Annotated in this window: 23 protein-coding genes and 1 riboswitch; of the genes, 10 read left to right on the forward strand and 13 right to left on the reverse strand. The window is 67.9% G+C overall.

Annotation, left to right across the window (positions count from 1 at the left end):
• Positions 1-60: 60 nt before the first annotated feature.
• Positions 61-945, reverse strand: a complete 885-nt coding sequence (locus R1L06_RS06685) for a M23 family metallopeptidase (RefSeq protein ID WP_317217244.1) — start codon at positions 943-945, stop codon at positions 61-63.
• A gap of 149 nt (positions 946-1094) precedes the next feature.
• A riboswitch (SAM riboswitch) is annotated at positions 1095-1213 on the forward strand.
• Between the two features lie 77 nt (positions 1214-1290).
• Here R1L06_RS06685 and metX point away from each other — a divergent pair.
• From metX to R1L06_RS06700, 3 genes are read left to right on the forward strand one after another with little or no spacing between them, the layout of a single operon-like run.
• Positions 1291-2322, forward strand: a complete 1032-nt coding sequence (gene metX, locus R1L06_RS06690) for a homoserine O-succinyltransferase MetX (protein ID WP_049401407.1) — start codon at positions 1291-1293, stop codon at positions 2320-2322.
• Positions 2319-3554 carry an O-succinylhomoserine (thiol)-lyase gene (locus R1L06_RS06695; protein ID WP_032127792.1) on the forward strand — a complete coding sequence of 412 codons (1236 nt, stop codon included), beginning with the start codon at positions 2319-2321 and terminating at the stop codon, positions 3552-3554. Before metX ends, R1L06_RS06695 begins: the two co-directional genes overlap by 4 nt.
• Complete coding sequence (locus R1L06_RS06700; protein WP_317217245.1) at positions 3551-4618, forward strand: homoserine dehydrogenase family protein; 1068 nt, start codon at positions 3551-3553, stop codon at positions 4616-4618. Before R1L06_RS06695 ends, R1L06_RS06700 begins: the two co-directional genes overlap by 4 nt.
• A 48-nt stretch (positions 4619-4666) precedes the next feature.
• Here the strand turns inward: R1L06_RS06700 and R1L06_RS06705 are convergent, their stop codons facing one another.
• Entirely contained in the window at positions 4667-5662 is a 996-nt protein-coding gene (locus R1L06_RS06705) for an alpha/beta fold hydrolase (protein ID WP_317217246.1), read from the reverse strand.
• A 122-nt stretch (positions 5663-5784) separates the two neighbouring features.
• Positions 5785-7167, reverse strand: coding sequence for an L-serine ammonia-lyase (locus tag R1L06_RS06710; RefSeq protein WP_024956918.1), 1383 nt, complete (start codon positions 7165-7167; stop codon positions 5785-5787).
• Positions 7168-7267: 100 nt separating this feature from the next.
• On the opposite strand from R1L06_RS06710, the gene R1L06_RS06715 reads away from it, so the two are divergent.
• Positions 7268-7498, forward strand: a complete 231-nt coding sequence (locus R1L06_RS06715) for a glutaredoxin family protein (protein ID WP_149909241.1) — start codon at positions 7268-7270, stop codon at positions 7496-7498.
• Between the two features lie 99 nt (positions 7499-7597).
• Here the strand turns inward: R1L06_RS06715 and R1L06_RS06720 are convergent, their stop codons facing one another.
• From R1L06_RS06720 to R1L06_RS06730, 3 genes are read right to left on the reverse strand one after another with little or no spacing between them, the layout of a single operon-like run.
• Positions 7598-8170, reverse strand: a complete 573-nt coding sequence (locus R1L06_RS06720) for a YceI family protein (protein WP_010482754.1) — start codon at positions 8168-8170, stop codon at positions 7598-7600.
• A 3-nt stretch (positions 8171-8173) separates the two neighbouring features.
• Complete coding sequence (locus R1L06_RS06725; RefSeq protein ID WP_317217247.1) at positions 8174-8746, reverse strand: cytochrome b; 573 nt, start codon at positions 8744-8746, stop codon at positions 8174-8176.
• Positions 8747-8756: 10 nt separating this feature from the next.
• Positions 8757-9389 carry a YceI family protein gene (locus R1L06_RS06730; RefSeq protein ID WP_049461928.1) on the reverse strand — a complete coding sequence of 211 codons (633 nt, stop codon included), beginning with the start codon at positions 9387-9389 and terminating at the stop codon, positions 8757-8759.
• Positions 9390-9554: 165 nt separating this feature from the next.
• Between R1L06_RS06730 and R1L06_RS06735 the strand changes: the two genes are divergently transcribed.
• Positions 9555-13100, forward strand: a complete 3546-nt coding sequence (locus tag R1L06_RS06735; protein ID WP_317217248.1) for a hybrid sensor histidine kinase/response regulator — start codon at positions 9555-9557, stop codon at positions 13098-13100.
• Between the two features lie 96 nt (positions 13101-13196).
• Positions 13197-16724 (forward strand): hybrid sensor histidine kinase/response regulator, encoded by a 3528-nt coding sequence (locus R1L06_RS06740; RefSeq protein WP_317217249.1) that lies wholly within the window; start codon positions 13197-13199, stop codon positions 16722-16724.
• Positions 16725-17312: 588 nt separating this feature from the next.
• On the opposite strand, the gene mdtD is transcribed toward R1L06_RS06740, so the two are convergent.
• The 5 genes from mdtD to R1L06_RS06765 form a co-directional block, all read right to left on the reverse strand.
• Positions 17313-18722, reverse strand: coding sequence for a multidrug transporter subunit MdtD (gene mdtD, locus R1L06_RS06745; protein ID WP_317217250.1), 1410 nt, complete (start codon positions 18720-18722; stop codon positions 17313-17315).
• 92 nt (positions 18723-18814) lie between these two features.
• On the reverse strand, positions 18815-19897 hold the full coding sequence (hemE, locus tag R1L06_RS06750) for a uroporphyrinogen decarboxylase (protein ID WP_019336385.1): 1083 nt from the start codon (positions 19895-19897) through the stop codon (positions 18815-18817).
• Between the two features lie 26 nt (positions 19898-19923).
• Positions 19924-20163, reverse strand: coding sequence for a WGR domain-containing protein (locus R1L06_RS06755; protein WP_032127800.1), 240 nt, complete (start codon positions 20161-20163; stop codon positions 19924-19926).
• A 67-nt stretch (positions 20164-20230) separates the two neighbouring features.
• A complete protein-coding gene (gene aroB / locus R1L06_RS06760; protein WP_317217251.1) occupies positions 20231-21343 on the reverse strand; it encodes a 3-dehydroquinate synthase in 1113 nt (370 codons plus the stop codon).
• Positions 21340-21882, reverse strand: a complete 543-nt coding sequence (locus tag R1L06_RS06765; protein ID WP_317217252.1) for a shikimate kinase — start codon at positions 21880-21882, stop codon at positions 21340-21342. The genes aroB and R1L06_RS06765 overlap by 4 nt, the downstream gene beginning before the upstream one ends.
• Before the next feature lie 98 nt (positions 21883-21980).
• On the opposite strand from R1L06_RS06765, the gene R1L06_RS06770 reads away from it, so the two are divergent.
• Positions 21981-22184, forward strand: a complete 204-nt coding sequence (locus tag R1L06_RS06770) for a dodecin family protein (RefSeq protein WP_005410663.1) — start codon at positions 21981-21983, stop codon at positions 22182-22184.
• 6 nt (positions 22185-22190) lie between these two features.
• Here R1L06_RS06770 and R1L06_RS06775 read toward each other — a convergent pair whose 3' ends face one another.
• Positions 22191-23018, reverse strand: a complete 828-nt coding sequence (locus R1L06_RS06775; protein WP_317217253.1) for a kinase — start codon at positions 23016-23018, stop codon at positions 22191-22193.
• Positions 23019-23058: 40 nt separating this feature from the next.
• Between R1L06_RS06775 and pdxH the strand changes: the two genes are divergently transcribed.
• The 3 genes from pdxH (at position 23059) to R1L06_RS06790 (ending at position 24650) form a co-directional block, all read left to right on the forward strand.
• Entirely contained in the window at positions 23059-23658 is a 600-nt protein-coding gene (gene pdxH / locus R1L06_RS06780; RefSeq protein WP_032127805.1) for a pyridoxamine 5'-phosphate oxidase, read from the forward strand.
• Between the two features lie 9 nt (positions 23659-23667).
• Positions 23668-24027 (forward strand): YqfO family protein, encoded by a 360-nt coding sequence (locus tag R1L06_RS06785; protein WP_317217254.1) that lies wholly within the window; start codon positions 23668-23670, stop codon positions 24025-24027.
• Positions 24028-24188: 161 nt separating this feature from the next.
• Positions 24189-24650 (forward strand): DoxX family protein, encoded by a 462-nt coding sequence (locus tag R1L06_RS06790; RefSeq protein WP_317217255.1) that lies wholly within the window; start codon positions 24189-24191, stop codon positions 24648-24650.
• 136 nt (positions 24651-24786) lie between these two features.
• Here the strand turns inward: R1L06_RS06790 and prpR are convergent, their stop codons facing one another.
• The gene (gene prpR / locus R1L06_RS06795; protein ID WP_317217256.1) at positions 24787-26370 is read right to left on the reverse strand and encodes a propionate catabolism operon regulatory protein PrpR; all 1584 of its coding nucleotides are present in this window, start codon (positions 26368-26370) and stop codon (positions 24787-24789) included.
• Positions 26371-26486 lie beyond the last annotated feature (116 nt).

The following is a 26486-nucleotide window of genomic DNA, read 5'->3' on the forward strand; positions in this document are numbered from 1 at the left end:
GGCGCCCGCCCGGGGCGCTTTTCAAAGAGATAAGCGCCCGATTATACCGGCCGGGGCCGTTCAGCGCCCGATGCCGCCCTCGACCTCGCCCTGGCGGGCGAACTGCAGTTGGCCCTGCTCGGCGAAGATGCGTGCCGGCACCGAGCGCAGGCCCATGCCGCGGTTGACCTGCACCACGAAGTGCAGGTGCGGCGCGCTGCTGAAGCCGCTGTTGCCGGACAGGCCGAGCGGCTGTCCGGTCCCCACCGCCTGGCCGCGACGCACGCGCATGCCGCCGGCCTGCAGGTGGCCGTACAGCGCCATGCTGCCGTCGCTGTGCAGCACACGGATGAAGTTGGCGCGGGCACCATCACGTTCGCGGTCCTGGCCGTTGCCACGGAAGCCATCCTGGATCTGCATCACCGTGCCCTCGCGCGCGGCCAGCACCAGCGTGCCCTCCGGCAGTGCGAAGTCCACCGCGTCGCGGTTCTCCTCGTCATCGTGGCTGAACCGGCCCTGCGGCGCCTGGTCCACGCGCGGACGGGCCGCATCGAAAGGCAGGCGATAGGCGACATCTTCGGCCTGTGCGGCCGGGTTGCCCGGCACCGACTGCAGGCGCAGATCCAGCGTGCGGCCATCGAGCGGGGCGGGCAGGTGGCCGACCACCAGGCTGCTGTCGCCCTGGATCAGCGATTGCAGCGGCAGCCCTTCGACCGGGCGTCCGGGTGCAGCGCGCAGTTCGATCTGCAGCGGTCCTGCCAGCCCATTGTCGATCCGGGCCTGCCATTGCGTGCCGACCGGCTGCAGGCGCAGCCGGGCCATGGGGGCGGCGCCCTCGGTGCTGCCTGCGCGGGTTGCCGGGGCAGGCGAGGCAGCCAGTCCCCAGCCCTGGCGCCAGTCACCGGCGCTGGCCGTCGTGCTCGCCAGCAGGGACATCAGCAGGCAGGTCAGGGGCAGGCGCAGCATCAGTGGTTCCAGAGGGTAGGGACCGCCGGGACTGTAGCCGATCCTGAACAGGACGACCGCGACCGCCTTCGCATAGTCGCGTTGAAAATATTCATCGCTTTATCCGCATGAAGGGATTGACAGTGCCGGAAAGGGCTGGCATCGTGGCCCCACCATCGAGACCGGCAGAGGGACAGGCCCTTTGAAGCCGGGGCAGCCCGCGGATGCGAAAGCGTCTGCGTAGGTGCCAAATCCTGCGGGGACCGTGGCGTCCACCGAAAGATGGTTCGAACCATGCACCCCACGTGCATCTCGAACGCGGGCCCCGCGAAGGCTCGATGGCCGATTCCCCAACCGGATCCCGCCATGAGCTTCGCCGCCAGTACCGCGCTTCGCCCCGAACCCTTTGTCCCCGTCAGCGTGCCGGTCGAAGACCGCGTGCATGCCGAGCGCGGTGAGTTCGCCGCGGTGCTGTCGATGCGTCACGCCGGCCCCAGCCCGGTGCGCCTGCGCTATGAGTGGGTCGGCCCGGCCAATGCGCCGGTGGTGGTGCTGGCCGGCGGCATTTCCGCCCATCGCCACGTGGCGTCCAATGCACAGTTCAGCGAGAAGGGCTGGGCCGAAGACCTGGTCGGCAGCGGGCGCGCGCTGGATCCGCAGCAGCTGCGTGTACTGGCCTTCGACTTCATCGGCGCCGATGGTGCACTGGATGTGCCGATCGATACCGCCGACCAGGCCGATGCACTGGCGCTGCTGCTGGACCATCTCGGCATCCGCACGCTGAAGGCGTTCGTGGGCTACTCCTACGGGGCGCTGGTCGGCCAGCAGTTCGCGATCCGCCACCGTGCACGCGTGCGCCAGCTGGTGCTGGCCAGTGGCGCGCATCGCCCGCATCCGTATGCCGCCGCCTGGCGCGCATTGCAGCGCCGCGCGGTCGCGTTGGGCCAGCTGCAGTGCGGCGAAGACCACGGTCTGGCGTTGGCCCGGCAGTTCGCCATGCTCAGCTACCGCACCCCGGAAGAGTTCGGCGAGCGCTTCGATGCCGCGCCGGAAGTGATCAATGGCCGCGTGCGCGTGGCCGCCGAAGACTATCTCGATGCGGCCGGTGCGCAGTACGTCGCGCGCACGCCAGTGACTGCTTACCTGCGCCTGTCCGAATCGATCGACCTGCACCGCGTCGACCCCACCGCGATCCTGCCGCCCACCGTAGTTGTCGCGGTGGAGGGTGACCGCCTGGTGCCGCTGGCCGACCTGGTCGGTCTGGTCGAAGGGCTGGGCCCGCGCGGCAGTCTGCGCGTGCTGCGCTCGCCCTACGGCCACGACGCCTTCCTCAAAGAAACCGATCGCATCGACGCGATCCTCGCCACCGCCTTCCGCACTTCTGGAGAGTCCGCATGAGCCTGCACGCAAACGAGCCGTCCTGTAGTCGCACCACTGCCGCCGTCCGTGCCGGCATCGATCGGGACACCGCGCATGGTGCGGTCACGCCGCCGATCGTGCTGTCGTCGAACTTCAGCTTTGAAGGCTTCGGCAACAAGCGCCAGTACGACTACACGCGCAGTGGCAACCCGACCCGTGACCTGCTCGGCGAGGCGCTGGCGGAACTGGAGGGCGGCGCCGGCGGTGTCATCACCGCCACCGGCATGGGTGCGATCAACCTGGTGTTGAACGCATTGCTGCAGCCGGGCGACACCCTGGTGGTGCCGCACGATGCATACGGCGGCAGCTGGCGGCTGTTCAATGCGCTGGCGAAGAAGGGCCACTTCGAACTGGTCACCGCCGACCTGACCGATCCGCGCGCGCTGGCGCAGGCGCTGGCCACGCAGCCGAAGCTGGTGCTGGTGGAAACGCCGTCCAACCCGCTGCTGCGCATCACCGACCTGCGCTTCGTCATCGAGGCCGCGCACAAGGCCGGTGCACTGGTGGTAGTCGACAACACCTTCCTGTCGCCGGCACTGCAGCAGCCGCTGTCGTTCGGCGCGGACCTCGTGCTGCATTCCACCACCAAGTACATCAATGGCCACAGCGATGTGGTCGGTGGGGCGGTGGTCGCGCGCGATCCGGCGCTGCACGAGCAGCTGGTGTGGTGGGGCAACGCGCTGGGCCTGACCGGCTCGCCGTTCGATGCGTTCCTGACCCTGCGCGGCCTGCGCACGCTGGATGCGCGCCTGCGCGTGCACCAGGAAAACACCGCGTCGATCGTCGCCCTGCTGGACCAGCATCCGGCGGTCGGCGCGGTGTACTACCCAGGCCTGGCCGATCACCCGGGCCACGCCATCGCCGCGCGCCAGCAAAGCGGCTTCGGCGCGATGCTGTCGTTCGAACTGGCCGACTGCGAAGGCGATGATCCGCATGCCGCAGTGCGTGCCTTCGTCGATGGCCTGCGCTGCTTCACCCTGGCTGAATCGCTGGGTGGCGTCGAAAGCCTGATCGCGCACCCGGCCACCATGACCCATGCAGCGATGACCGCTGAAGCGCGTGCGGCCGCCGGCATCAGCGAAGGCCTGCTGCGCCTGTCGGTCGGCATCGAGGCCGAGCGTGACCTGCTGGCTGATCTCGGCGCAGCGCTGCAGCGCGCCGAAGCGGTGATCGATGCGGCTGCGCGCCGCAAACAGGTGGTGGATGCATGAACGCGCTCGCCGCTGACATTCCTGCGCTGGGCGTGGGACGCCTGGCGTTGCTCGGCACCGGCACGGTGGGCTCGGCCTTCGTGCAGCGTTACCAGGCGTTGCAGGCACGCGGGTTGGAACTGCCCAGCGTGCAGTGGCTGGCCAATTCGCGCACCGCACTGGCGATCGACCGTGATCTGGCGTTGCCGCTGGAGCTGGCACGACGCGCACCGCGTGACGGACTCAGTTCGCCGCCATGGGCGAACGCCGAAGGGCTGGAACGGGGTGACGTGGTGGTCGACGCCACTGCCAGCGAAGATGTGGCCGCACGTCACGTGCAGTGGCTGGCGCGTGGGGTGCACGTGGTCACCGCCAACAAGCTGGGCCGCGGTGCGCAGCTGGCACGTGCCACGGCCATCGCCGAGAGCTGCGCAGACAGTGGCGCACGCTATGGCGACAGCGCCACCGTCGGTGCCGGCCTGCCGTTGCTGAGCAGCCTGCGCGCGCTGGTAGCCGGTGGCGACCACATCCACGCCATCGAGGGCGTGCTGTCCGGCTCGCTGGCGTGGCTGTTCCATCGCTATGACGGCCAATCGCCGTTCTCGGCGGCGGTGCGCGAGGCGCTGGCGGCCGGTTATACCGAACCGGACCCGCGTCTGGATCTGTCCGGCGAGGACGTGCGCCGCAAGCTGCTGATCCTGGCGCGCAGCAGCGGGCTGGCGCTGGATGCTTCGCAGGTGCAGGTGGATTCACTGGTGCCTGAAGCGCTGGCAGCGCTGCCGCTGGAGGATGCGGTGGCTGCGCTCGAGCAGCTGGATGCGCCGCTGCAGGCGCGCTGGCAGCAGGCACGCGACAATGGTCGTGTGCTGCGTTTCGTCGGCCGCGTTGATGGCGAGGGTGCGCAGGTAGGCCTGCGCGAGTTGCCGGCCGATCACCCCTTGGCGCAGGGTGCGGGCACCGACAACCGCGTGGCCATCCACAGTGATCGCTACCGCCGCCAGCCGTTGCTGATCCAGGGGCCGGGCGCGGGTGCGGAAGTCACTGCGGCCGCGTTGCTGGATGACGTGCTGCGGATCGTGGGTTGATGTCCGTGCTGCTGCGCTCGCCGGGCCATGCCCGGCGGGCCCGCAATCTCAACGCGACCTCAACGCCTTCAACAATGCCGCATTGAACTGCTTCGGGTCCTGCACCTGCGGCGAATGGCCCAGTTCGGCGAACTCGACCAGCGTCGCGCCCGGAATGGCCGCGGCCGCTGCTCTGCCCAGCACCGGATAATTGCCCAGCGTCGCCTTCACCGCAGGCGGCGCCAGGTCACGGCCGATCGCGGTGCGGTCCTTCTGGCCGATGAACAACGTGGTCGGCACCTGCAGATTCTTCAGTTCGTAGACCACCGGCTGGTTGAACACCATGTCCGATGCCAGTGCCTGGCTCCATGCAACGACCTGCTTGCCCGGGCCTTCATACATGCCCGACTGCATCCGCGCCCACGGTTCATACGCCGGTTTCCACTTGCCGTCGTAGTACACGTCCAGCTGGTAGCGGCGGATGCTGTCATAGCTGATGTTCATTTCGCCGGCGTACCACGTGTCCACGCTGCGCCAGGGAACACCCAGCGCCTTCCAGTCTTCCAGCCCGATTGGATTGACCAGTGACAGGCTGCGCAGGTCCTGCGGGAACATCAGCGCGTAGCGCACCGCCAGCATGCCGCCCATCGAATGACCGACCAGGTGCACCGGTACATCACCCAGCTGCAGCTGTTGCAGCAGGGCATGGGTGTTGGCGGCCAGCTGCGCGAACGAATACTGGTAGCGTTCGGGCTTGCTGGATTTGCAGAAGCCCACCTGGTCCGGGGCGATGACCCGGTAGCCGGCGTTCAGCAGCGGCGCGATGGTCTGCTGCCAGGTGGCTGCGCAGAAATTCTTGCCGTGCAGCAGCACCACCACGCCGATGGCGCGGCGTTTGGGCAGGACATCCAGATAGGCCATTTCCAGTGGCTGCCGCTGCGACTCCAGCGCGAAAGTCTTCACCGGATAGCCATAGTCGAAACCTTCCAGCCGCGGACCATAGGTCGGCGCGGCAAGCGCGGACAGCGGCAGGCAGGCAAGCAGGGCAGCAGCGATCACGCGCATGGGGCCAATCCGGGGTAGGGGAGCCCCGAGCCTAACCGGAACGCGGTGACGGTGTCGTCCGATGTTGAGCCGGGCTCACGCCCGGCTGCAGGGTAGAGCCAGGCCATGCCTGGCTGCGGCCATCAGCACTCGATGACGTTCACCGCCAGGCCACCGCGGCTGGTTTCCTTGTATTTGTCCTGCATGTCGCGGCCGGTATCGCGCATGGTCTTGATCACCTTGTCCAGCGACACCTTGTGCTTGCCGTCGCCACGCATCGCCATGCGCGAGGCATTGATCGCCTTCACCGCACCCATCGCATTGCGCTCGATGCAAGGAATCTGCACCAGTCCACCAATCGGGTCGCAGGTCAGGCCCAGGTTGTGTTCCATGCCGATTTCCGCAGCATTCTCGATCTGGCTCGGGTTGCCGCCCAGCGCCGCGACCAAGCCGCCGGCCGCCATCGAGCAGGCCACGCCCACTTCGCCCTGGCAGCCCACTTCGGCACCGGAAATCGAAGCGTTTTCCTTGTACAGGATGCCGATCGCCGCCGAAGTCAGCAGGAAGTCGAACACACGCTGCTCGTTGGCGCCCGGGCAGAAACGGTCGAAGTAATGCAGCACCGCCGGCAGCACGCCGGCTGCACCGTTGGTCGGCGCGGTCACCACGCGACCACCGGCGGCGTTTTCTTCGTTGACCGCTAGTGCGTACAGGTTGACCCAGTCCAGCGTGGTCAGCGGATCGCGCATCGCCGCTTCCGGCTTCGACGACAGCTCGCGGTACAGCGCCGGTGCGCGACGGCCGACCTTCAGGCCGCCCGGCAGCACGCCTTCCTCGCGGATGCCACGCGCGACGCACGACTGCATCGCGCTCCAGATCTCGCGCAGGTTGGCGCGGATCTCGTCTTCGCTGCGCCAGCACTTCTCGTTCTCGAACATCAGCTGGGCGATGCTCAGGCCGCTGCGTGCGGTCTGCGCCAGCAGCTCGTCGCCGCTCTTGAACGGGTAGGGCAGCGGGGTCTCGTCGGGCACGATGCGGTCATCGGCCGCGTCGTCCTGGTTGACCACGAAGCCGCCACCGACCGAGTAATAATCGCGGGTGGCGATCACTTCGTCCTCGGCGTTGTACGCGGTGAAGCGCATGCCGTTGGTGTGGTAGGGCAGCTTCTGGCGCTTGTTCATGCCGAGGTCGCGCTTCTCGTCGAAGGCGATCTCGTGCTGGCCCATCAGCTGGATGCGCTTGCTGCTGCGGATGCGCTCCAGCGTGGCCGGGATGATGTCCGGGTCGATCAGGTTCGGCCGCTGCCCTTCCAGGCCCAGCAGGATCGCCTTGTCGGTACCATGGCCGCGGCCGGTCAGCGCCAGCGAGCCGTAGACGTCGGCACGGATGCGCGCGACCTCGTGCAGGCGGCCCGGGTCGAGCAACCAGCGGTGGATGAATCGCTCGGCGGCCTTCATCGGCCCGACGGTGTGCGAGGAGCTCGGGCCAATGCCGATCTTGAAAACGTCGAACGTGCTGACAGCCATGGTTGCCGTACTGCGGGTACCGGAAGAGACCGCTATTCTAGCGGTTCACGCCGCACTTCAATGGCTGCGGCGCAGCATTTCCACCAAGGGGACCCTGCCGGTGTTGACTCTGTTCCAGCGTGACGACTGCCACCTGTGCGACATGGCGCTGGCCGAGCTGGCCAAGGCCCGGGCGCCGGAATTCGAATCGGTGTTCCTGGATGACCAGCCAGCGCTGGAATCGCGCTACGGCGCGCGGGTGCCGGTGCTGCGCGACGAGCGCGGCGACCGTGAGCTGGACTGGCCGTTCGACGCGGCTGCGGTTCGGGCGTGGCTGGCCGTCGATCGGTAGTGCCGGCCGCTGGCCGGCACCTGCCCGCATCGGTGAGGTTGCCGGCCAGCGGCCGGCACCACCGGAGATGATGGCCGGGGCGGTGCCCCGGCCTGTTGATCATTTCGCGTCGAACTTCACGATCGTGCTGATCGCGGTTTCGTCCGGGATGGTCTTGGTGTCGGCCCAGTCACCGCTGCCGACGCCGAAGTCCAGGCGCTTGACGGTGGCCTTGCCGGTCAACACCGGCTGGGTGCCCGGCTTCCAGGTGAAGGTGAGGGTGACCGGCTTGCTGACGCCGCGCAGCTCCAGCGTGCCGTCGGCGGCGAACTGGTCGTTGCCCACCGCACGGAAGCCCTTGGCGGTGTAACGCGCAGTGGCGAACTTGCCGACGTTGAAGAAGTCGGCGGTCTGCAGGGTCGAGTCGCGGTCGCTGTTGCCGCTCTTGGCACCGGCGAGCGGAATCACCACGTCCAGCGAACCGGCGGCCGGGTTGGCCGGGTCGAAGCTGAGCTTGGTGGCAAAGCCCGGAAAGCTGCCGGTGAACACTTCGCCGTCGTACTTGGTGGCGAACACCAGGATCGAGCCGGCGCCGGGGGCCTGCGCGTAGTCCGCGGCGAGCGCCGGGGCGGTGGCCAGCATGCCGGCCAGGGCGGCGGCCACGGCGGCCGGAGTGGTCAGTTTCAGGTTCATCGGTCAGTCCTTCTGAGGGGAGGCGAGCCAGCCGCGCGGCAACATGCGGGACAACGTTGCATCGCGCTGGAACAGGTGGTGGTAGAAGGCAGCGCCGGCATGGGCCAGCACCACCGCGATCAACAGCCAGAAGCCGTATTCGTGGATGGCGTGGGACACCGCGACGACCTGCGGATCCGGGCCACTCAGCTTGGGCACATCAACCAGGCCGAACCAGCGGAACGGGCGCAGGCCACTGGCCGAGTCGTACAGCCAGCCCGACAGCGGGATGGCGAACATCAGCACATACAACAGCACGTGGGTGGCGCTGGCGATGCGCTCCTGCCAGCTGGGCACGCCCGGCACCGGCTTGGGGGCGCCGGCGTACAGGCGCCAGCCGAGGCGGAACAGCACCAGCGCCAGTACGGTGATGCCGATCGACTTGTGTGCGGTGTAGACCCAGAAGTACTTGGGCGTCTTGGGCAGTTCGCCCATGGTCAGGCCGACCATGCCCAGGGCGAGGATCAGCAGTGCGATCAACCAATGCAGGATCTGGCTGACACTCCCCCAGGCGGCGGGGGTGTTCTTGGCGGTCATGAAAGGTCCTCTAGCGGGCCGTCTTGGGGTCGGAGTGCGGAACGGGAGCGGGAGTTCCCGGGGCGTCGCTGCGGTCGAGGGTGGCTTCAGCCTCGATCCTCAGCTGTACTGCATCACCGATGACGCCCGGCCAGGCGGTGATGCCGAACGCGCGCCGGCTCAGCGTGGTGCTGGCGGAAAAACCGGCGGTGCGTCGGAACGGGGGGAGGGGGTAGCGCTTGATGGCGTTGAGGGTCACGTCCAGGGTGACTTCCTGACTGACGCCGCGCAGGGTCAGGGTACCGATCACGTGGGCGCGCCTGGCATCGATCGGTTCGACCCGGCTGGAGACGAAATGTGCCTTCGGGAAACGCTCGCCATCCAGAAGGCTGCGGGCCAGCGTGGCCTGGTTCCATTTGGCATCACCAAGGTCCAATCGCGACACGGGGACCTCGACATCCAGTGTGGCCTCGCGCCAGTTGTCGGGATCGAACTGCAGGCGGCCCTCACTGCCGGAGACCGTCCCCATCGCCTGCGAGTAACCCGCGTGGTCGATGGTGAACAGCACACGCGTATGCACCGGATCGAGGCGATAGGTATCTGCATCCGCCCAGGCGGGGGCGGTGGCGAGCAGCATCGGCAGCAGGGCCAGGCAGGGACGCATCGATGGCGGGCTCCGGAAGGGGGACGTTGCGATCATACGCACAGCCCCCTGCCAACGTTGCGTGCATGGCTGCAACAGTTCGTGGTGGGTCCACCGGTGGAAACAGCCTGTTGCAGCCATGAACCCGGCCCTGTGTGACAATCGGGACAGGACAGGGGGTTCAGGATGACGAGCGGTTGGCGCCGGTGGTGCCGAGGCATCGCGGGAATGGGGCTGCTGCTGATGGCGTTCGCCACGGCGGCCACGGCCCTCGACATGGCGGAAACACCGCGCCTGCGCCGTTTCGGTGCAGCCGAAGGCATGCCCTCGCGCATGGTGCTGGCGCTGGCCGAGGACCGCCAGGGCCATATCTGGGCGGCCACCGATGGTGGCCTGGTGCGCTATGACGGCGGCAACCTGCGGGTCTGGGAACATGATCCGGAGCAGCCGGGCTCGCTGCCCGGCAACGAGATCGAGACCCTGCTGGTCGATCCCCTGGACCGCGTCTGGGTCGGCATCAATGGCAAGGGCGTGGCCCGGCTGGATGCTGACCGCGAACGCTTCAAGACCTTCGATGCGGTCAACGGCCCCTGCATGAGCCAGTTCTGGACGCTGGCCTACGCCGAGGATGCACTGTGGATCGGCACCAGTGGCCATGGCGTCTGCCGTTTCGGTGAAGACGGCAGCCTGCGCTTCTTCGAGCATGATCCGGCCCGTCCTGGCGGGTTGCCCAGCAATACCATCTACAGCAGCCTGGTCGATGCGCAGGGGCGACTGTGGATCGGCACCGAGGCGGGCATTGCGCGCTGGAACGGGACTGGATTCGAGGCTGTCGCGCCGCGCGAACTGGGGGCGCTTAGTGTATTGCGGCTGAGCCGCGACCCCGATGGCTCGATCTGGGCCGGCAGCCAGAATGACGGCCTCTACCGTATCGACGCGCAGGACCGGGTCAGCCGTCCGCGCTGGGCCGACAGTGCACACCTGCGTTCGGCACTGGTGCTGGCCGATCGCCAGGGCGGTTACTGGGCGGGCACCTCCGATGGCCTGTTGCGTGGAGATGCCAGCATGCTGCGGCGGCTCGACGGCGACCGCGGCAGTGGCTTCCTCACTGCCCAGAGCGGTGTGCTTGATCTGATGCAGGACCATGAGGGCGGATTGTGGGTGGCGCTGCTGACCCAGGGCCTGGCCTACCTGCCGCCGGACTGGCGCCGGTTTTCGATCTGGAACCAGCTTGACGGCAAGCCGCTGGACAGCCAGTACCTGCTGAGTGCAGCCAGTGATGGCCGGAATTACTACGTCGGCTCAGCGCATGGCGTGTACCAGCTGGACGCGCAGGGAGTACTGAAGTTGCTGGCCAGCGATCGCGAGATCGGCAGCGGGGCGGTGTGGTCGGTGCTGCCGCGGCCGGACGGGCGCCTGTGGCTGGGGCGTGCCGGCCGCATCAGCGTGTACGACCCGGCCACCCGCGCGCTGCACGATTGGCATATCGATGGGGGAGCCGATCTGCGCCAGCGCATCGATCTGATGCGGCAGGCCCCCGATGGCACGGTCTGGCTGTCGGTGATGAACCTGGGCCTGCAGCAGCGCAGCGCCGATGGCCGCGTGCTGCGTAGTTACCCGCTGGAGGATCTCCGCAAGACCGCCGATTCACCTGTCGAGCAGATCCGCTTTGATGCACAGGGCAAGGCCTGGGTGATGGGCGACATGGGGATCTGGCGTGAACAGGCCGGGCGCTTCGAAGCGGTGCCGGGCGTTTCGCGCGGGTTGATCTACGATCTGGTGTGGGTGGATCCGCAGCAGCTGTGGCTGGCCCGGCAGGGGGCGCTGGAACGCTACCAATGGGATGGCATGAGCCTGCGCCTGATCCAGCGCATCGATGGCAGTGCTGGTGTGCCGTCGGTCAGCATGGGAGGACTGGCGCTGGCCGAAGACGGCCGCCTGTGGGCGACCACGCCACGTGGCCTGCTGCGGTGGGACCCGAAGACGCGCCGCCTGCAGCAGTTCAACGAACGCGATGGCCTGCCCGACGCCGAGTTCACCAGCAGGCCGCCGGCGGTGAATGCCGATGGTCGCGTGCTCGCGGTGGCCCAGACCGGCCTGGTCGTGTTCGATGTGAATGCTGCCGATGCGGTGCTGCCGCCGTCGTCGCTGGTGATCGCCGAGGTCCGCGTGCGGCGCGATGATGCCCGTGGCTGGCAACCGCTGCCGACCACCGGCACGCTGTTGCTGGGGCCGGATGATCGTGATCTGCAGATCGATGCGCGACTGCTTTCCTATGCCAATCCGCAGGGCAACCGTTACCGCTTCCGGGTGCAGGGCTACGACCAGAACTGGGTGGAGCAGGGCGGTGACGGCCAGCGCACGCTGTCGCGGCTGCCGACCGGCAGCTACGTCATTGAAGTCCAGGCGGCAACGGCCAGTGGCACGTGGACGCCTTCACAGCGGTTGCAGGTGAAGGTGCTGCCACCCTGGTGGCGCAGCGGCATGGCGATCTTCGGCTACCTGCTGATCGGCTCGCTGCTGCTGCTTATCCTGGTGTGGTCGATCCGTGCGCGCCTGCGCCGCCGCCAGCAATGGCAGTTGACCGTGCACAAGCAGCAACTGGCAGAGCAGGCCTCTCAGGCCAAGAGCCGGTTCCTGGCCACGCTGGGCCATGAGGTGCGCACGCCGATGACCGGTGTGCTCGGCATGAGCGAGTTGCTGCTGGCCACCCCGCTGGATGCGGTGCAGCGCAGCTATGCAGGCTCGATCCAGCAGGCTGGCAGCCACCTGCTACGGCTGGTCAATGACGCGCTGGATCTGGCCCGCATCGAGGCAGGCCGGCTGGAGCTGGACCTGCGACCATTCGATCTGGCTGGCCTGCTCGACCAGGTGCAGGCGTTGATGGAGCCGATGGCGAAGCAGCGCAACCTGGGGTTCCAGCGTGGGGGCGATCCGCCGGGGCCGATCAGCGTCAGCGGCGACGAGATGCGCGTGCGGCAGATCCTGCTCAACCTGCTGGGCAATGCAATCAAGTTCACCGAGCGCGGGCACGTCGGCCTGGCCGTGCGCCTGGAAGAGAACGGTGGCGGACTCTGCTTCGAAGTGCATGACACCGGCCCGGGCATCAACGCCGAACAGCAGGACCGCCTGTTCCATCGCTTCGAACAGGCGGACGGCCCGCGCACCGCGTCGCGCTATGGCGGCAGCGGTTTGGGCCTGGCGATCTGCCAGGAGCTGGCCGTGGCCATGAACGGACGCATCGAAGTGGACAGCCAGCCGGGCAAGGGCGCGCGATTCCGGGTGTGGTTGCCGCTGCCCTGGATCCGGCAGGCCGCCAATGCGCCGGGCGAGTCGCCGGTGCTGCCGGTGCTGCCGCCGCTGCGCATCCTGCTGGTGGAAGATGACGCGACCGTGGCCGAGGTCATCGCCGGCCTGCTGCGTGGCCGTGGCCACGACGTGGTGCACGTGCTGCATGGCCTGGGCGCGCTTTCGGAGATTGCCACCGATGGTTTTGACGTGGGCCTGCTCGATCTCGATCTGCCCGCGCTGGACGGCACCGCCATCGCTCGCCAGCTGCGCACCATGGGCTATGAACTCCCCCTGGTGGCGGTCACCGCGCGCTCCGATGCCTACGCCGAGAGCCAGGTCCTGGCGGCCGGGTTCGATGGCTTCCTGCGCAAGCCGGTGACCGGTGACATGCTGGTGACTGCCATTGCCCAGGCGCGCGCAAAACGACAAACCGCCCTTTGAATGCGCCAGCGCCGGGCGTGAACGGCGCGACTTTCGGTTTACCATGCCGACGCCCGTAGTGCGGGAATCATCAGAAGCAGCGTGAGGAGGCAATCGGTGGTGTATCTGCGGGCGGCGATGCTGCTGCTGGTCCTCCTGTGCTGCCTGTCGCCCGCTGCGGCGCAGCCGGTGCCACCGAGCCCGCGCCAGGTGACGGTGTTCGACGGCTTGCCGTCCAATACCGTGAACCGCATGGCCGAGGATCGTTACGGTTACCTCTGGATCGCCACCAACGACGGTCTGGCCCGCTACGACGGGCGCAACTACCGGATCTGGCGCTCGGAAGACGGCCTGCGCGACAACCGCATCTGGACGGTGCTGGTCGATGCCCGCAACCAGCTCTGGATCGGCACCGAGAACGCCGGTCTGGTACGGATGTCGGCCGATCGCCGCCAGCTGCATTTCTACGACCGCAGCAGCCAGCCGTTGATGGGCACCAACACGGTCTGGAGCCTGGCCACCACGCCGGATGGTTCGGTCTGGTTCGGCACCCACGAAGGTGGTCTGTACCGCCTGGACAACCAGGACCGGCTGCAGCGCTTCCTGCCCGAAGCGAACAACCCACGCAGCCTGCCGGCCGCATCGGTGCCTTATCTGGCAACCCTGGCCGATGGCAGCCTGTGGATCGGCACCAAGCATGGTGTCGCGCGCTGGACCGGCACGGACTTTGAACGGGTTGGTGCCGGCATCGTTCCTAGCCTGCTGATCAATGGCCTGACGGCCGAGCCCGATGGCAGCCTCTGGATCAGCACGATGGCCGGTGCCATCGTGCGTCGTCCCGATGGTCGTTTCGAGGCACCGTCCTGGAAGCTGCCCGAAGGCGAACAGGTGCTGGGCATGATGCTGCGCGACGAGCAGGGCGGGCACTGGCTGGACACCCGCACCGGCCTTGGCCGCGCGGTCGATGGCCAGTACCAGGCCGTGCCGCTGTACAGCGCGGTGGCGCGTGGCCCGGTACGCCCGAACTGGACCGGCGCCTACGAGGATCGCGAGGGGGGCATCTGGCTGGCCAGCACCAACGCCGGCCTGTGGCACCTGCTGCCGCGCTGGTGGCAGTTCTCGGTGCTGTCGCGGCTGGAGGACGACCCGCGCTCGCTGCGCAATGCCTTCGTGCTGGGTACCAGCCCGTCCAGCAACGGCGGCATCTGGACGGTCGGCAGCCACGGCGCGCTGGACCGCTTCGATCCGAAGACCGGCCGCATCGAACAGCACCGCACCTGGGTCAACGGCATGCACTGGCTGACCTCGGTGCGCGAGGATCGCCGCGGCCAGGTCTGGATCGGCTCCAACGACGCGCTGCTGCGCTACGACCCGAAGCGGCGAGATCTGCGCCGCTGGGGCCGGGATGCCGCCGCCGACGCGACCATGGAAGGGGTCATCGAATCGATGATGACCTGTGATGGTGACAGCCTCTGGCTGATGCTGCCGTCGGGTCTTCAGCAGCGCGATCTGGATGGGCGCCTGCGGCGCCAGCTGGACAATGGCCAGCGCGGATTGCAGCAGGGCCAGCTCAATCTCGATGTGGAATGCGGGCCGCAGGACCATATCTGGCTGGCCAGCAGCCGAGGCCTGCTGCAGTGGCTGCCGGAAAGCGAGCGCTTCCAGCCGGTGCCGGGCGCACCGGCGACCGCGATCCATGCACTGCACGTGGGCAGCGATGGCCAGGTCTGGCTGTCCGAGGATGGCCGCCTGTCGCGCTACCGCTGGAGCCAGGGCCGGCTGGAGCGGCAGGCCGTGATCGGTGCCGAGCAGGGCTACCCGGCGATCTCCGCTTCGGGGCTGGTGGTCGATGTACAGGGGGTGGCGTGGGCAACCAGCGCGCGTGGCCTGGTGCGCATCGGCGCCGATGGCCAGAGCGTGCGCCTGTATGGCGTGCATGACGGCCTGCCGAGCCAGGAATTTCGCGAGCACACGCTGGTGATGTCGGGAGACGGCCATCTGGTGGCGGGTACGCCGGCCGGTGTGGTGGTGTTCGACCCGGAGCAGGTGCGGCCCTCGATGCGGCGTGCGCCGCTGGTGATCGAGCGGGTGGAGGTGCGCCGCAACGAGCAGGTGCTGGACCTCACCCACGACACGCCGTTGCAGATCGCCGATGGCGACCGCGATCTGCGCATCGTCGCGCGCCTGTTGTCGTTCGCCGATTCGGCGTCCAATACCTATCGTTACCGGTTGGCCGGCTATGACCCGGACTGGGTGGAAGTGGGACCGGCCGGTGAGCGCCTGTTCTCGCGGCTGGCACCGGGCAGCTATCGGCTGGAAGTGCAGGCGCGGTCGGCCGACCATGTCTGGTCACGGGTGCAGAGCCTGGAATTCCGCGTGCAGCCACCGTGGTGGCGCAGCCTGTCCGGCCTGCTGGTGCTGGCCTCGTTCGCGCTGCTGCTGACCAGCTGGTTCGCCTGGCTGTACCGTCGCCGCCTGCAGCGTCGCCACGCCTATCAGCTGGCGCTGCACAAGCAGGAGCTGGCCGAGCAGGCGTCGGCGGCCAAGACCCGCTTCCTGGCCAACCTTGGTCATGAGATCCGCACGCCGATGACCGGTGTGCTCGGCATGAGCGAGCTGCTGCTGTCCTCACCGCTGGATCCGCAGCAGCGCGGCTATACACAATCAATCCGCCACGCCGGCGAGCACCTGCTGCATCTGGTCAACGATGCGCTGGACCTGGCGCGGATCGAATCGGGCCGTCTGGAGTTGCAGTCCAAGCCGTTCGCGCTGAGCTGCCTGCTGCAGGACCTGGCGGCGCTGATGGGCCCGTTGGCTGCACAGAAGGGCCTGCGCTTCACCCTCGACAACCAGTTGCCGCCCGGCCTGCAGGCCACCGGCGACGCGATGCGGGTACGGCAGATCCTGCTGAACCTGCTTTCGAATGCGGTCAAGTTCACCAGCCGCGGCACCATCACCCTGCACGCGCGCAGCGACGCCGAGCTGCGATCTCTGCATTTCGAAGTGCGCGACACCGGCCCCGGCATCAGCCAGGAGCAACAGCAACGCCTGTTCCGCCGCTTCGAGCAGGCCGATGGTGCACGTACCGCGGCGCAGTACGGCGGCAGTGGCCTGGGCCTGGCGATCTGCCGCGAACTGGCGCATGCGATGCAGGGGCGGATCCAGGTGGAGAGCCAGCTCGGTCGCGGCACCTGCTTCGGCGTGACGTTGCCGTTGCCGATGGTGGTCGATGCCGATGCCGAAGCAGATGGTGAAACGCACCGCGAGGACGCGGCCAACATGCCGCCATTGCGGGTACTGCTGGTGGAGGACGACGCGACTGTGGCCGATGTAGTGCGCGGGCTGCTGAGTGCGCGCGGGCACGAGGTGGTACATGCGGGCCATGCGCTGGCGGCACTGCGTGAGATCAGTGCCGGTGATTTCGACGTCGGCCTGCTGGATCTCGACCTGCCGGGCCTGAGCGGCTTCGAGCTGGCCCAGCATCTGCGCAACCAGGGCTACATGCTGCCGCTGCTGGCGGTGACCGCGCGTACCGACCCGGACCTGCAGCAGCAGGTGGAGGCGGCCGGCATCGGTGGCTTCCTGCGCAAGCCGGTGACCGGGGAACTGCTGGTGGAAGCGATCGCCCGGGTGATGGGAAGGTAGGTTCGGCAGGGCCTGCGGCCCTGCACCCGCAGGATCAACGTCAACGTCAAAAGCGTGCATTCCATGCGATGGCGGGGTGGATCCGGTTGCGGGGGACGCTGCAAGTACATCCATGTAAGCTCGGTCGCCGCTTGCTCGTGTGCGCTGTCCTGCGCACACGGCAAGACCGGGGTTGGGCCTCCTGCCCAACTCGCCCGAGGCATGCCTCGGGCCCATGCGGCTCACGCCCCCACAACCAAACCCACCCCGCCTTCGACAGATTCTCGCGAGGTGCCGACAGTTGCTTTCTGTAGAGCCGAGCCATGCTCGGCTCAGATCTTTCCGATATCGAAATATTCGATTTCGATGAAGTTTCATCCACGCATGGCGTGGATCTACTTACCGTCACCGGGAAACTGTCGGGGGTGGGGCGGTGTGGGGCTGCAGGACCGTTGGCGCCATGGATGGCGCCATCGAGCCCCCAAGGATGGGTTTACGGCGTGTCCTGAAGCCCCACACCGCACCGCCCAGCGCACAGCATTCACAGAGCCGGTTTTTGCTGTTGCTGCGGCTTCTAGCGGGTGCAGGGCGCAGCCCTGCCGAACCCCCTCACTCCGCGACGTGCTCGACCTGCCGTGGCTCCGGCTTGGTGTCCGGCAGCTGCCAGAAGATCATCGTCGAGGTCAGGGTGATCGCGCCCACGCACAGGAACGTCGCATGCAGTGCCGCGGTGGCGCTGTTGCTGTCCAGGTGATTGCCGAACGCGGCCAGCAGGCTGCCGGCCGCCGCAGCACCGAAACCGGCGGCGAGCATCATCACCATCGACAGCAGGCTGTTGCCGGAACTGGCGAACTCGCGGTCCAGATCCCGCAGCGTCACGGTGTTCATCACGGTGAACTGCAGTGAATTGACCGCGCCGAAGAACGCCAGCTGCAGCAGGCGCCAGGCCAGGTGCTGGCCGGGTGTCATCAGGATGAAGCTGGCCATCGCCAGGCCCACCAGCACGGTGTTGACCATCAACACGCGGCGGTAGCCGTAGCGCTCGACCAGCTTCACCGCCAGCTTCTTCGACACCATGCCGGCCGCCGCCACCGGCACCATCATCAGGCCGGCGTTCATCGGGCCAAGGCCCAGGCCGACCTGCAGCAGCAACGGGATCAGCATCGGCATGGCGCTGCTGCCGATGCGCGAGAACAGGTTGCCAAGGATGCCGATGCGGTAGCTGGGCACGCGGAACAGGGCCAGCGAGAACAACGGCGCGGTGGAGTTGGCGGCATGCAGCCAGTAACCGACCAGTGCGGCCAGGCCGGCCACGGTCATCAGCATCACCAGCGCATGTGGCGTTCCGAGCCCGGAGATGCCGTCCAGCGCCAGCGACAGCACCACCATCGCAAAGGCCAGCATGATGTAGCCGCGCAGGTCGAAACGGGTGCGATGGCTGGCGTAGTGGTCGGGCATGATCTTCATCGCGGCGATGAAACCGATCACGCCGATCGGCAGGTTGATCAGAAACACCCAGTGCCACGATGCGATCTCGACCAGCCAGCCACCCAACGTGGGGCCGATCAACGGGCCGACCAGGGCCGGGATGGCGATGAAGCTCATCGCGCGCAGGAAATCCTCGCGTGGCACCGAACGCATCACTGCCAGGCGGCCGACCGGCAGCAGCATCGCACCGCCGATACCCTGCAGCACGCGCGCACCGACCAGCTGGTGCAGGTGCTGGGCAAGCGCGCAGGCCAGCGAGCCGAGGGTGAACAGGATGATCGCCACCAGGAAGGTACGGTGGGTGCCGTAGCGGTCGGCGATCCAGCCGGAGGCGGGAATGAAGGTGGCCACTGCCAGCGCGTAGCTGAACACCACCGACTGCATCTGCAGCGGGCTCTCGCCCAGGCTGGCCGCCATCGCCGGCAAGGCCGTGTTGACGATGGTCGAGTCCAGCATCTGCATGAAGATCGCCAACGAAACCAGCCACAGCAGGGGGCGCTGGCGGTTGTAGGTCGATGGCGATGTGGACATGGGGTGCGGCCGGTGCAGCGTGGGGGACGCCATGATCGCGCACTGCGGGTCACGGCGCGATCAACATCGCGCCGCAACCGCATGGGCATTGTTCAGCGCTGGCTGTGCGCGTGCACCGCGTCGACCAGCACCTGCACGTGCGCCGGGTCCATGTCCGGCGACATGCCGTGGCCGAGGTTGAACACATGGCCCTCGCGCGAACCACCGTTGCCGGCGGCATAGGTGTCGAGCACGCGTGCTGCAGCGGCGGCGATCGCATCCGGCGAGGCGTACAACGTGGTCGGGTCGAGGTTGCCCTGCAGGGCGACGCGGCCACCGGTGCGGCGCATCGCTTCGTCGAGGTCCAGGGTCCAGTCCAGGCCCAGCGCATCGGCGCCGGTCTGCGACAGCGCTTCCAGGTGCAGGCCGGTGCCCTTGCCGAACAGGATCAGCGGCGTGCGCTCGCTGCCTTCGCCACGCTCCAGACCCTCGGCAATCCGCTGCAGGTAGCGCAGCGAGAACTCGCGGTACATCGACGGCGACAGCACGCCGCCCCAGGTGTCGAACACCTGCAGTGCCTGTGCACCGGCCGCGCGCTGCGCGCCGAGATAGGCGATCACCGCCTCGGTGGTGACCTCCAGCAGGCGGTGCAGGGCCTGCGGATGGTTCAGTGCCATCGCCTTGATCCGCGCGAAGTCCTTGCTGCCGCCGCCTTCCACCATGTAGCAGGCCAGCGTCCACGGGCTGCCGGAGAAACCGATCAGCGGCACCTGGCCGTCCAGCTCACGGCGGATCAGGCGCACCGCGTCCATCACGTAGCCCAGGTCCTGTTCCATGTCCGGCACCGCCAGCCTGGCGATGGCGGCTTCATCACGCACCGGGTGGCGGAACTTCGGGCCTTCGCCTTCGACGAAGTACAGCTCCAGGCCCATCGCATCGGGAATGGTGAGGATGTCCGAGAACAGGATGGCCGCATCCAGCGGGAAGCGGCGCAGCGGCTGCAGGGTGACCTCGCAGGCAATCTCCGGATTCTTGGCCATGGCCAGGAAGCTGCCGGCCTTGGCCCGGGTCGCGCGGTATTCCGGCAGGTAGCGTCCGGCCTGGCGCATCAGCCAGACGGGGGTGCAGTCCACCGGTTCGCGGCGCAGGGCGCGCAGCAGGCGATCGTTGCGGAGAGGGCTGGTCACGATGGGCATTCCTTGGACGAAAGTTGGCAGCGGCGTCAGTCGCCGTGCGAGAGGATCTGGAAACCGCGATGCAGTTCGGCATCGCGGGCCTTCTCGAAGGCATGGCGGGCTTCGTCGGCCTGCAGGAACAGCTCGCGCCGCAGCTGCGAGCGGCTGCCGACGCGACCGCTCTCGCGCAGCAGTTCCCAGCCGCCGAACAGATCCGGCTGCAGGCTCAGGCGCAGGAAGCGCGGTGCCTGCGCACCGGCGTCGGGATGTTGCAGGTAGACGTGCATGGCGCCGATTGTAGCGGGGCCAGGGTGACCCCGGCCGCAACGCGGTGGTGCCGGCCGCTCGCCGGCACTACCGGGCCGACAGCACCTTCAGCACCGCCGCCTCATCCACGTCCGGCACCACTTCGGCGCGGCCCATGCCACGCCACAGCACCAGGCGCAGGCGGCCGGCCACGTTCTTCTTGTCCAGCCGCATGCGGCCGAGCAGGGCCTGCGGATCCAGTCCTGCGGGGATCGTCACCGGCAGGCCCAGACGCTCCAGCAGTGCCTGCAGGCGCACGCGGTCGGCATCGTCGGCCAGGCCCAGGTCGGTGGACAGCGTTGCCGCCAGCACCATGCCCACCGCCACCGCTTCGCCGTGGTTCAGCGCATCGCGGCCCGGGGCCGAGTAGCCCTGTTCGGTCTCGATGGCATGGCCGAAGGTATGGCCGAGGTTGAGCAGGGCACGCTCGCCCTTCTCGAACGGATCACGCTCGACGATGGCGGCCTTGTGCCGGCAGCTGCGCGCGATGGCTTCGGACAGTACCGCATCCTCGCCGGCCAGCAGTGCATCGGCATGCTGCTGCAGCCATTCGAAGAACACCGCGTCGCCCAGCGCGCCGTACTTCACCACTTCGGCCAGGCCGGCGCGCAGCTCGCGCGGTGGCAGGGTGGCCAGCACGCGGGTATCGGCAATGACCGCGCGCGGCGGATGGAATGCGCCGACCAGGTTCTTGCCGGCCGGAATGTCGACCGCGGTCTTGCCGCCCACCGACGAATCGACCATCGCCAACAGGGTGGTCGGAAGCTGCACGCAGTCCACGCCGCGCATCCAGCAGGCCGCGGCAAAACCGGCGAGATCACCGACCACGCCGCCACCGAGGGCGAACACACAGGCGTCGCGGGTGGCGCCGAGCGCGGCCAGCGCTTCGATCGCACGACCGAATTCGGCCAGGGTCTTGGAGGCTTCGCCGGCGGCCAGCACGTGCTCGCCGACGATCAGGTCGGGGCGTGCGGCCAGCAGCGTCTGCTTCACGGCTGCCAGGTAGCGCGGAGCCACTTCGCTGTCGCTGAGCAGCAGCACGTGGCGGCCGCGCACATGCGAGGCCAGCGCGGTGCCGTCGGCCTGGGCACCAGCGCCGATGGTGATGGAGTAGGGGCGGTCGCCGCCAACGGCGACCTGCAGCAGGGCGGGGGAAGTCATGCGGTCAGGTCCTGGCGCTGCCATTGCGTGGCCAGCTTGACCACCAGGTGGGCGGTCGCGTCGGCAGCGGTATACGGGTCGGTATCAAGGGTGAGGTCGGCCAGTTCGCGGTACAGCGGGTCGCGGTGAGCAGCCAGATCGTGCAGCACCTGCTCGCGGTCCCGGCGCTGCAGCAGTGGCCTGCCTTTGTCGCGGGCCAGGCGTTCCAGCTGCGCGGCCACGCTGACCCGCAGGTAGACCACGAAGCCGCGCTGGGCGATCAGCGTACGGTTGTCCGGATCCAGTACAGCGCCGCCACCGGTGGAGACCAGCTGGCCGCGGCCTTCCAGCACACGGGCCAAGGCTTCGCGCTCATGGCTGCGGAAGCCGGTTTCACCCGAGTGCTCGAAGATGGTCGGGATGCTGGCGCCGGCGGCATCGACGATGGCCTGGTCGACATCGACGAAGTCCAGCGTGAAGCGCTCGGCCAGGCGGCGGCCGATGCAGGTTTTGCCGGCGCCCATCGGGCCGATCAGGATCAGGTTCGGAGCAGGATTCATGCCCTCTGATGCTAACACCTCCGTGCCCTTGCCTTTACGTCCTTCACGTCAGGGTAGGCGTTCCTGCGGGGTGTCCCGCGCCAACCGGAGTACAGGCCATGACGGTCGCCAAGGTCATCGAAATCACCGCCTCCTCGCCCAAAAGCGTGGAAGACGCCGTGCGCAGCGGGCTGAAGAAGGTTTCCGAGACGGTCAAGGGCATCCAGGGCGCCTGGGTGAACGAGACCAAGGTGGTCACCAATGGCAGCGGCGAAATCACCGAATGGCGGGTCAACCTGCGTGTAACCTTCCTGGTGGAATAGGCGCGCTCAGCGTACGTCCTGCACCTGGCGCTGGCCGTCCAGCACCACCACGTGGTCGGCCAGGGCGGGCAGGGCGCGCAGTGCCTGCCGGCTGACCCGCTCGTAGTACTGCACGAAGCGTTCCAGCTGTGGCCGGCTCATGCCGTGTCGGCCCGGCTGCGCGGCCTGCAGGTTCTGCTCCTGCTGCCAGCGCCAGCGTGGTACCACCGAGAAATCCGGCGGCTGCAGGAACCACAGGCGGTCGCAGCGCTGCCACAACGCGGGGTAGTCGCGGGCCAGCGCCTGGTTGCACCAGCGGCGCCAACGGCCATCGGCGTCGGCCTCGCGCTCCAGTGCGTTCAGCGGGCTGTCCAGTGCGTTGTCATCCTGCGCCGGTGTGCCGAGGAACCAGCCTTCGAACACCAGCAGGTCCAATGGCTGCTGCAGCTGCGGCCACTGAGCCTCGGGCAGGCGTTCATCGGCCAGCTTGTCGAAGCGCGGCATCGCGAAGGGCTGGCGTGTGGCCACGGCGTCCAGCACGGCATGGGCCAGCGGCAGGTCGTGGGTGCCGGGCGGGCCGCGGGTGATCAGCAGCGGATGCACCTGGCGGGCCAGTCGCTGGCGCTGCGCACGGGTGAGGTAGACGTCATCGATCGACAGCGTGGCCGCGTTCAGGCCGCGTGCCTGGGCGCGCGCCACCACCTGCGCGGCCAGCGTCGATTTGCCGCTCCCCTGCAGGCCGCTGATCGCCAATACTGGAACCGCTGCGCCGCTGCCCAGCGCATCATCCAGCGCCTGTTCGGCCAATGTTTCGGGGAATCCTTTCACCTGGGGCATATACGCAGCAGCGGCCATGCAGCCACAATAGCCCAATCCGTGTGAGAAGAACGCAATCATGAGCGACCTGTACGCCGAAGCCCTGTCCACGTTTGCCGGCCTGTTCGACGAGGCCAAGCAGAGCCGCGAGGTCGAGCCGAATGCGATGACCGTGGCCACCGCCGATACGCAGGGCCGTCCCTCGGCGCGTACCGTGCTGCTGAAGGCCTTCGACGAGCGTGGCTTCGTCTTCTATACCCACCTGGACAGCCACAAGGGCCAGGAGCTGCAGGCCAATCCGCAGGCCGCGCTGTTGTTCCTGTGGCGCAGCCTGCGCGAGGCCGGCATCCAGGTGCGCATCGAAGGCCGTGTCGAGCAGGTTGCCGATGCTGAAGCCGACGCCTATTTCGCCAGCCGCCCGCGCATGAGCCAGATCGGCGCCTGGGCCTCGCAGCAGTCGAAGACGCTGGCGACGCGCGAGGAATTCGACGCGCGCGTGGCCGAGATCGAAGCCCGCTTTGAGGGCAAGGACGTGCCGCGCCCGGACGGCTGGAGCGGCCTGCGCGTGGTGCCCGACCGCATCGAGTTCTGGTACGGCGCGCAGTTCCGCCTGCACGAGCGCTGGTGCTATGAAGCCGGTGCCGAAGGGCGCTGGAGCAAGCGCCTGCTGTACCCGTAAGGCTGCCCGATGCAACGCCTGCCGCTGTACCGCGTGGTGGTTTTCGTGCCGTCGGCAGCACTGGATGCGGTGAAGCAGGGCATCCTGGCGGTGGACGCGCTGGCGGCCGGCGACTACGAGCACGGGATGTGGTGGTCGGCGCCGGGGTTCGAGCAGTTCCGCCCGCGCATGGGTGCGTCGCCCGTGCAGGGTGAGGCGGGCCGCACCGAAGTGGTCGACAGCGTGCGCCTGGAATTCTGCCTGCCACGCGACGCGCAGCGGCTGCAGCGCATCTTCGAACAGGGCATCGTGCCGCATCACCCGTGGCAGGTGCCGGTGGTGCAGGTGGAGGAAATCGAGCTGCTGCTGGCCGACAGGCGGTCGTCGTAGAGTCGAGCCATGCTCGACTGCGGGTGCTCTGGCGCGCAAGGCAGTCGAGCATGGCTTGGCTCTATAAGAGCAGGTTGTCGCGAACGGACAGGTCAGCTTCATCTGCGAGCAGGCCAGCAACCGGCACACTCCGACGAATGCCCTCGATTTCCGGAGTCGCCATGCCCTCCTGGCGTTGCCTGTTTGCCGTGCCATCACCGCGTCGTGGCGTGGAAGCCTTTCTGTTACTGCTCGCCCGCATTGTCGCCGGTGTGATGTTCTGTGTGTCTGGCTGGAACAAGGTGTTCACCGATGCCGGGCGCGAGCGCATGGTGCATACGCTGGTCGATGCGGGTATCCCGTTCCCGGTATTCAGTGCGCCGGTGCTCGGCGGCATTGAATGGATTGCGGGTGGCCTACTGGTGCTGGGCCTGCTCAGCCGGCCCTCGGCCCTGCTGCTGGCGGGCATCTGCGCGGTGGCCGCATTGACGGATGGCATCGCACGCATTCCAGCAGGATTGAGCGTGCCGGATTGGTTGAGCTGGTTCTTCTACCTGAGCGAAGTGCCGCTGGGGGTGTTGCTGCTTTGGATTGCGGCGGTGGGGAGTGGACGGTTCGCCATCGAGGCGCGCTGGGTACGGTGAGTGCTCCTCGTCCGCGCGCAGCCGGAGTGCGCCTGTAGCATTTGGTGTGTTCCGGTAGATCCACGCCATGCGTGGATGAGATGCTTGACGGAAGAGCGGTGCGAACCAAGGTTCGCACCCACCAGGCAACGAGTGGTTACAACCCCTCCGCGCGCAGCCAGCGCCATAGCGTGGTGCGTGACACGCCCAGCGCCTGCGCCATCCCCTCGCGATCATTGCGGTGTTCCTGCAACAGCGTTTCCAGCTGCGCGCGCGGTGGGCGCTTGCCGTTGCTTTCCACCGGCAATGCTGCAACGCCCTCATTCACAAGTTCGGGCGCCAGCTGCAGTAGTCGCGCCGCATCAATCAGCCCTTCACCGGGCTGCCAGTGGATGCGCAGGCGATCGACCAGATTGCGCAGTTCGCGCACGTTACCGGGCCACTCGGCGGTGGTCAGCACCGCCAGTGCGTCCTCATCCAACGGCGCGTCGATGCCGCGCAGTTGACGGAAGAAGTGCTGCGCCAGCAGCGGGATATCACTGCGTCGCGCACGCAGCGGCGGCAGCGCGATACGCAGCGCGGCCAGGCGGTAATACAGATCACGGCGGAAACTTCCGGCGGCGGCGCGTTGTTCCAGTGACTGCAGCGTGGCAGCGACGACGCGCAGATCCACGGGTGTGGGTTCGGTGGCGCCGACACGCAGTACCTCGCGTTCTTCCAGCACCCGCAGCAGGCGGGTCTGCAGCGGTAGCGGCAATTCGCCGATTTCGTCCAGGAACAGGGTGCCACCGTCTGCGGCCTCGATCAGGCCGACACGGCCGCCACGGCGTGCGCCGGTGAATGCCCCATCGCTGTAGCCGAACAGCTCCGCTTCCAGCAGCGATTCGCTGATCGCGCCGCAGTTCAACGCGACGAAGCGGCCTCGACGGCCGCTGGCCGCGTGCAGCTGGCGCGCGACCAGTTCCTTGCCGGTGCCGGTTTCGCCGGTGACCAGCACGGTGCTGTCATGCGGGGCATACAGCGCGATCTGTGCGCGCACCTGCGCCATCGCATCGCTGTCGCCGAGCAGTTCATGCGCATCGGCACGCGCTGCCGGGCGCCGGCGCGGGGCAGGGCGGTTGCTGCCGGAACGTGCCAGGGTCTGGGTCAGTTCCAGTGCATGTTCGAACGCCTGCCGCACCGAGTCGGCCGAATACAGCAGCACTCCGGGCAGGCCGGCCTGCTCGGCATGGTCGATGGCCATGCCGGTGCCGACGATCACTTCGATGCCGTTGGCGCGCAGGTCGGCGATGCAGTCGCGTGCGTCCTCGCGGGTGACGAAGCGGCGATGCTCGATGTCCAGGCCGAAGCTCTGCTGGAAGTTGCTGAACACCGGTACGTCGCTGGCGTGGGTGACCAGGCCGATGCGGCTGGCGATCCGGCGGGCGCGGGCCAGCGCCTCCATCAGGTCGAAGCCGTTGGCCTGGATCGGCACCAGCGGTAGCTCCAGCCGGCCGCGCAGCCAGGCGGCGTTGGAGCCACCCGCGATCACCACATCGCAGTGCTCGCGACGCAGGCGCTGGCCGATCACCTCCACCGCTTCCTCGAAGCCGAGGTTGATCTGCTCGATGCGCGCGCGACGGTCGAACTCCGGAATGACGTCGCCCAGCAGGCCGGTCAGCCGCGAGACGCTGACCGTCCAGATCACCGGGCGGCCGGGGTCGGCATCGGCATGGCGCAGGGGTGAGCGGGGCAGGTACATGGCGGCGGGTTCGGGCGAAGTGTTTCATGATACATCTGTTTCAGTGTTTCATATGTTTCATATGTTTCACTGTTGAGTGACGGTCATGTCCGTGAAATCAACGGCTTGCAGCTTGG

The sequence above is a fragment of the Stenotrophomonas mexicanensis genome, from assembly GCF_032911605.1.
GTDB lineage: Bacteria > Pseudomonadota > Gammaproteobacteria > Xanthomonadales > Xanthomonadaceae > Stenotrophomonas > Stenotrophomonas maltophilia_A.

Bases quoted from the DNA above. Each gene is read 5' to 3' on its own strand.
- R1L06_RS06695 (WP_032127792.1), top strand. From the start codon at position 2,319: ATGAGCCTGCACGCAAACGAGCCGTCCTGTAGTCGCACCACTGCCGCC.
- R1L06_RS06790 (WP_317217255.1), top strand. From the start codon at position 24,189: ATGCCCTCCTGGCGTTGCCTGTTTGCCGTGCCATCACCGCGTCGTGGC.
- R1L06_RS06775 (WP_317217253.1), bottom strand. From the start codon at position 23,018: ATGGCCGCTGCTGCGTATATGCCCCAGGTGAAAGGATTCCCCGAAACA.
- metX (WP_049401407.1), top strand. From the start codon at position 1,291: ATGAGCTTCGCCGCCAGTACCGCGCTTCGCCCCGAACCCTTTGTCCCC.
- R1L06_RS06700 (WP_317217245.1), top strand. From the start codon at position 3,551: ATGAACGCGCTCGCCGCTGACATTCCTGCGCTGGGCGTGGGACGCCTG.
- R1L06_RS06730 (WP_049461928.1), bottom strand. From the start codon at position 9,389: ATGCGTCCCTGCCTGGCCCTGCTGCCGATGCTGCTCGCCACCGCCCCC.
- R1L06_RS06755 (WP_032127800.1), bottom strand. From the start codon at position 20,163: ATGCACGTCTACCTGCAACATCCCGACGCCGGTGCGCAGGCACCGCGC.
- hemE (WP_019336385.1), bottom strand. From the start codon at position 19,897: ATGCCCATCGTGACCAGCCCTCTCCGCAACGATCGCCTGCTGCGCGCC.
- R1L06_RS06770 (WP_005410663.1), top strand. From the start codon at position 21,981: ATGACGGTCGCCAAGGTCATCGAAATCACCGCCTCCTCGCCCAAAAGC.
- prpR (WP_317217256.1), bottom strand. From the start codon at position 26,370: ATGTACCTGCCCCGCTCACCCCTGCGCCATGCCGATGCCGACCCCGGC.
- R1L06_RS06720 (WP_010482754.1), bottom strand. From the start codon at position 8,170: ATGAACCTGAAACTGACCACTCCGGCCGCCGTGGCCGCCGCCCTGGCC.
- R1L06_RS06705 (WP_317217246.1), bottom strand. From the start codon at position 5,662: ATGCGCGTGATCGCTGCTGCCCTGCTTGCCTGCCTGCCGCTGTCCGCG.
- R1L06_RS06735 (WP_317217248.1), top strand. From the start codon at position 9,555: ATGACGAGCGGTTGGCGCCGGTGGTGCCGAGGCATCGCGGGAATGGGG.
- aroB (WP_317217251.1), bottom strand. From the start codon at position 21,343: ATGACTTCCCCCGCCCTGCTGCAGGTCGCCGTTGGCGGCGACCGCCCC.
- R1L06_RS06785 (WP_317217254.1), top strand. From the start codon at position 23,668: ATGCAACGCCTGCCGCTGTACCGCGTGGTGGTTTTCGTGCCGTCGGCA.
- mdtD (WP_317217250.1), bottom strand. From the start codon at position 18,722: ATGTCCACATCGCCATCGACCTACAACCGCCAGCGCCCCCTGCTGTGG.
- R1L06_RS06765 (WP_317217252.1), bottom strand. From the start codon at position 21,882: ATGAATCCTGCTCCGAACCTGATCCTGATCGGCCCGATGGGCGCCGGC.
- R1L06_RS06685 (WP_317217244.1), bottom strand. From the start codon at position 945: ATGCTGCGCCTGCCCCTGACCTGCCTGCTGATGTCCCTGCTGGCGAGC.
- pdxH (WP_032127805.1), top strand. From the start codon at position 23,059: ATGAGCGACCTGTACGCCGAAGCCCTGTCCACGTTTGCCGGCCTGTTC.
- R1L06_RS06725 (WP_317217247.1), bottom strand. From the start codon at position 8,746: ATGACCGCCAAGAACACCCCCGCCGCCTGGGGGAGTGTCAGCCAGATC.
- R1L06_RS06710 (WP_024956918.1), bottom strand. From the start codon at position 7,167: ATGGCTGTCAGCACGTTCGACGTTTTCAAGATCGGCATTGGCCCGAGC.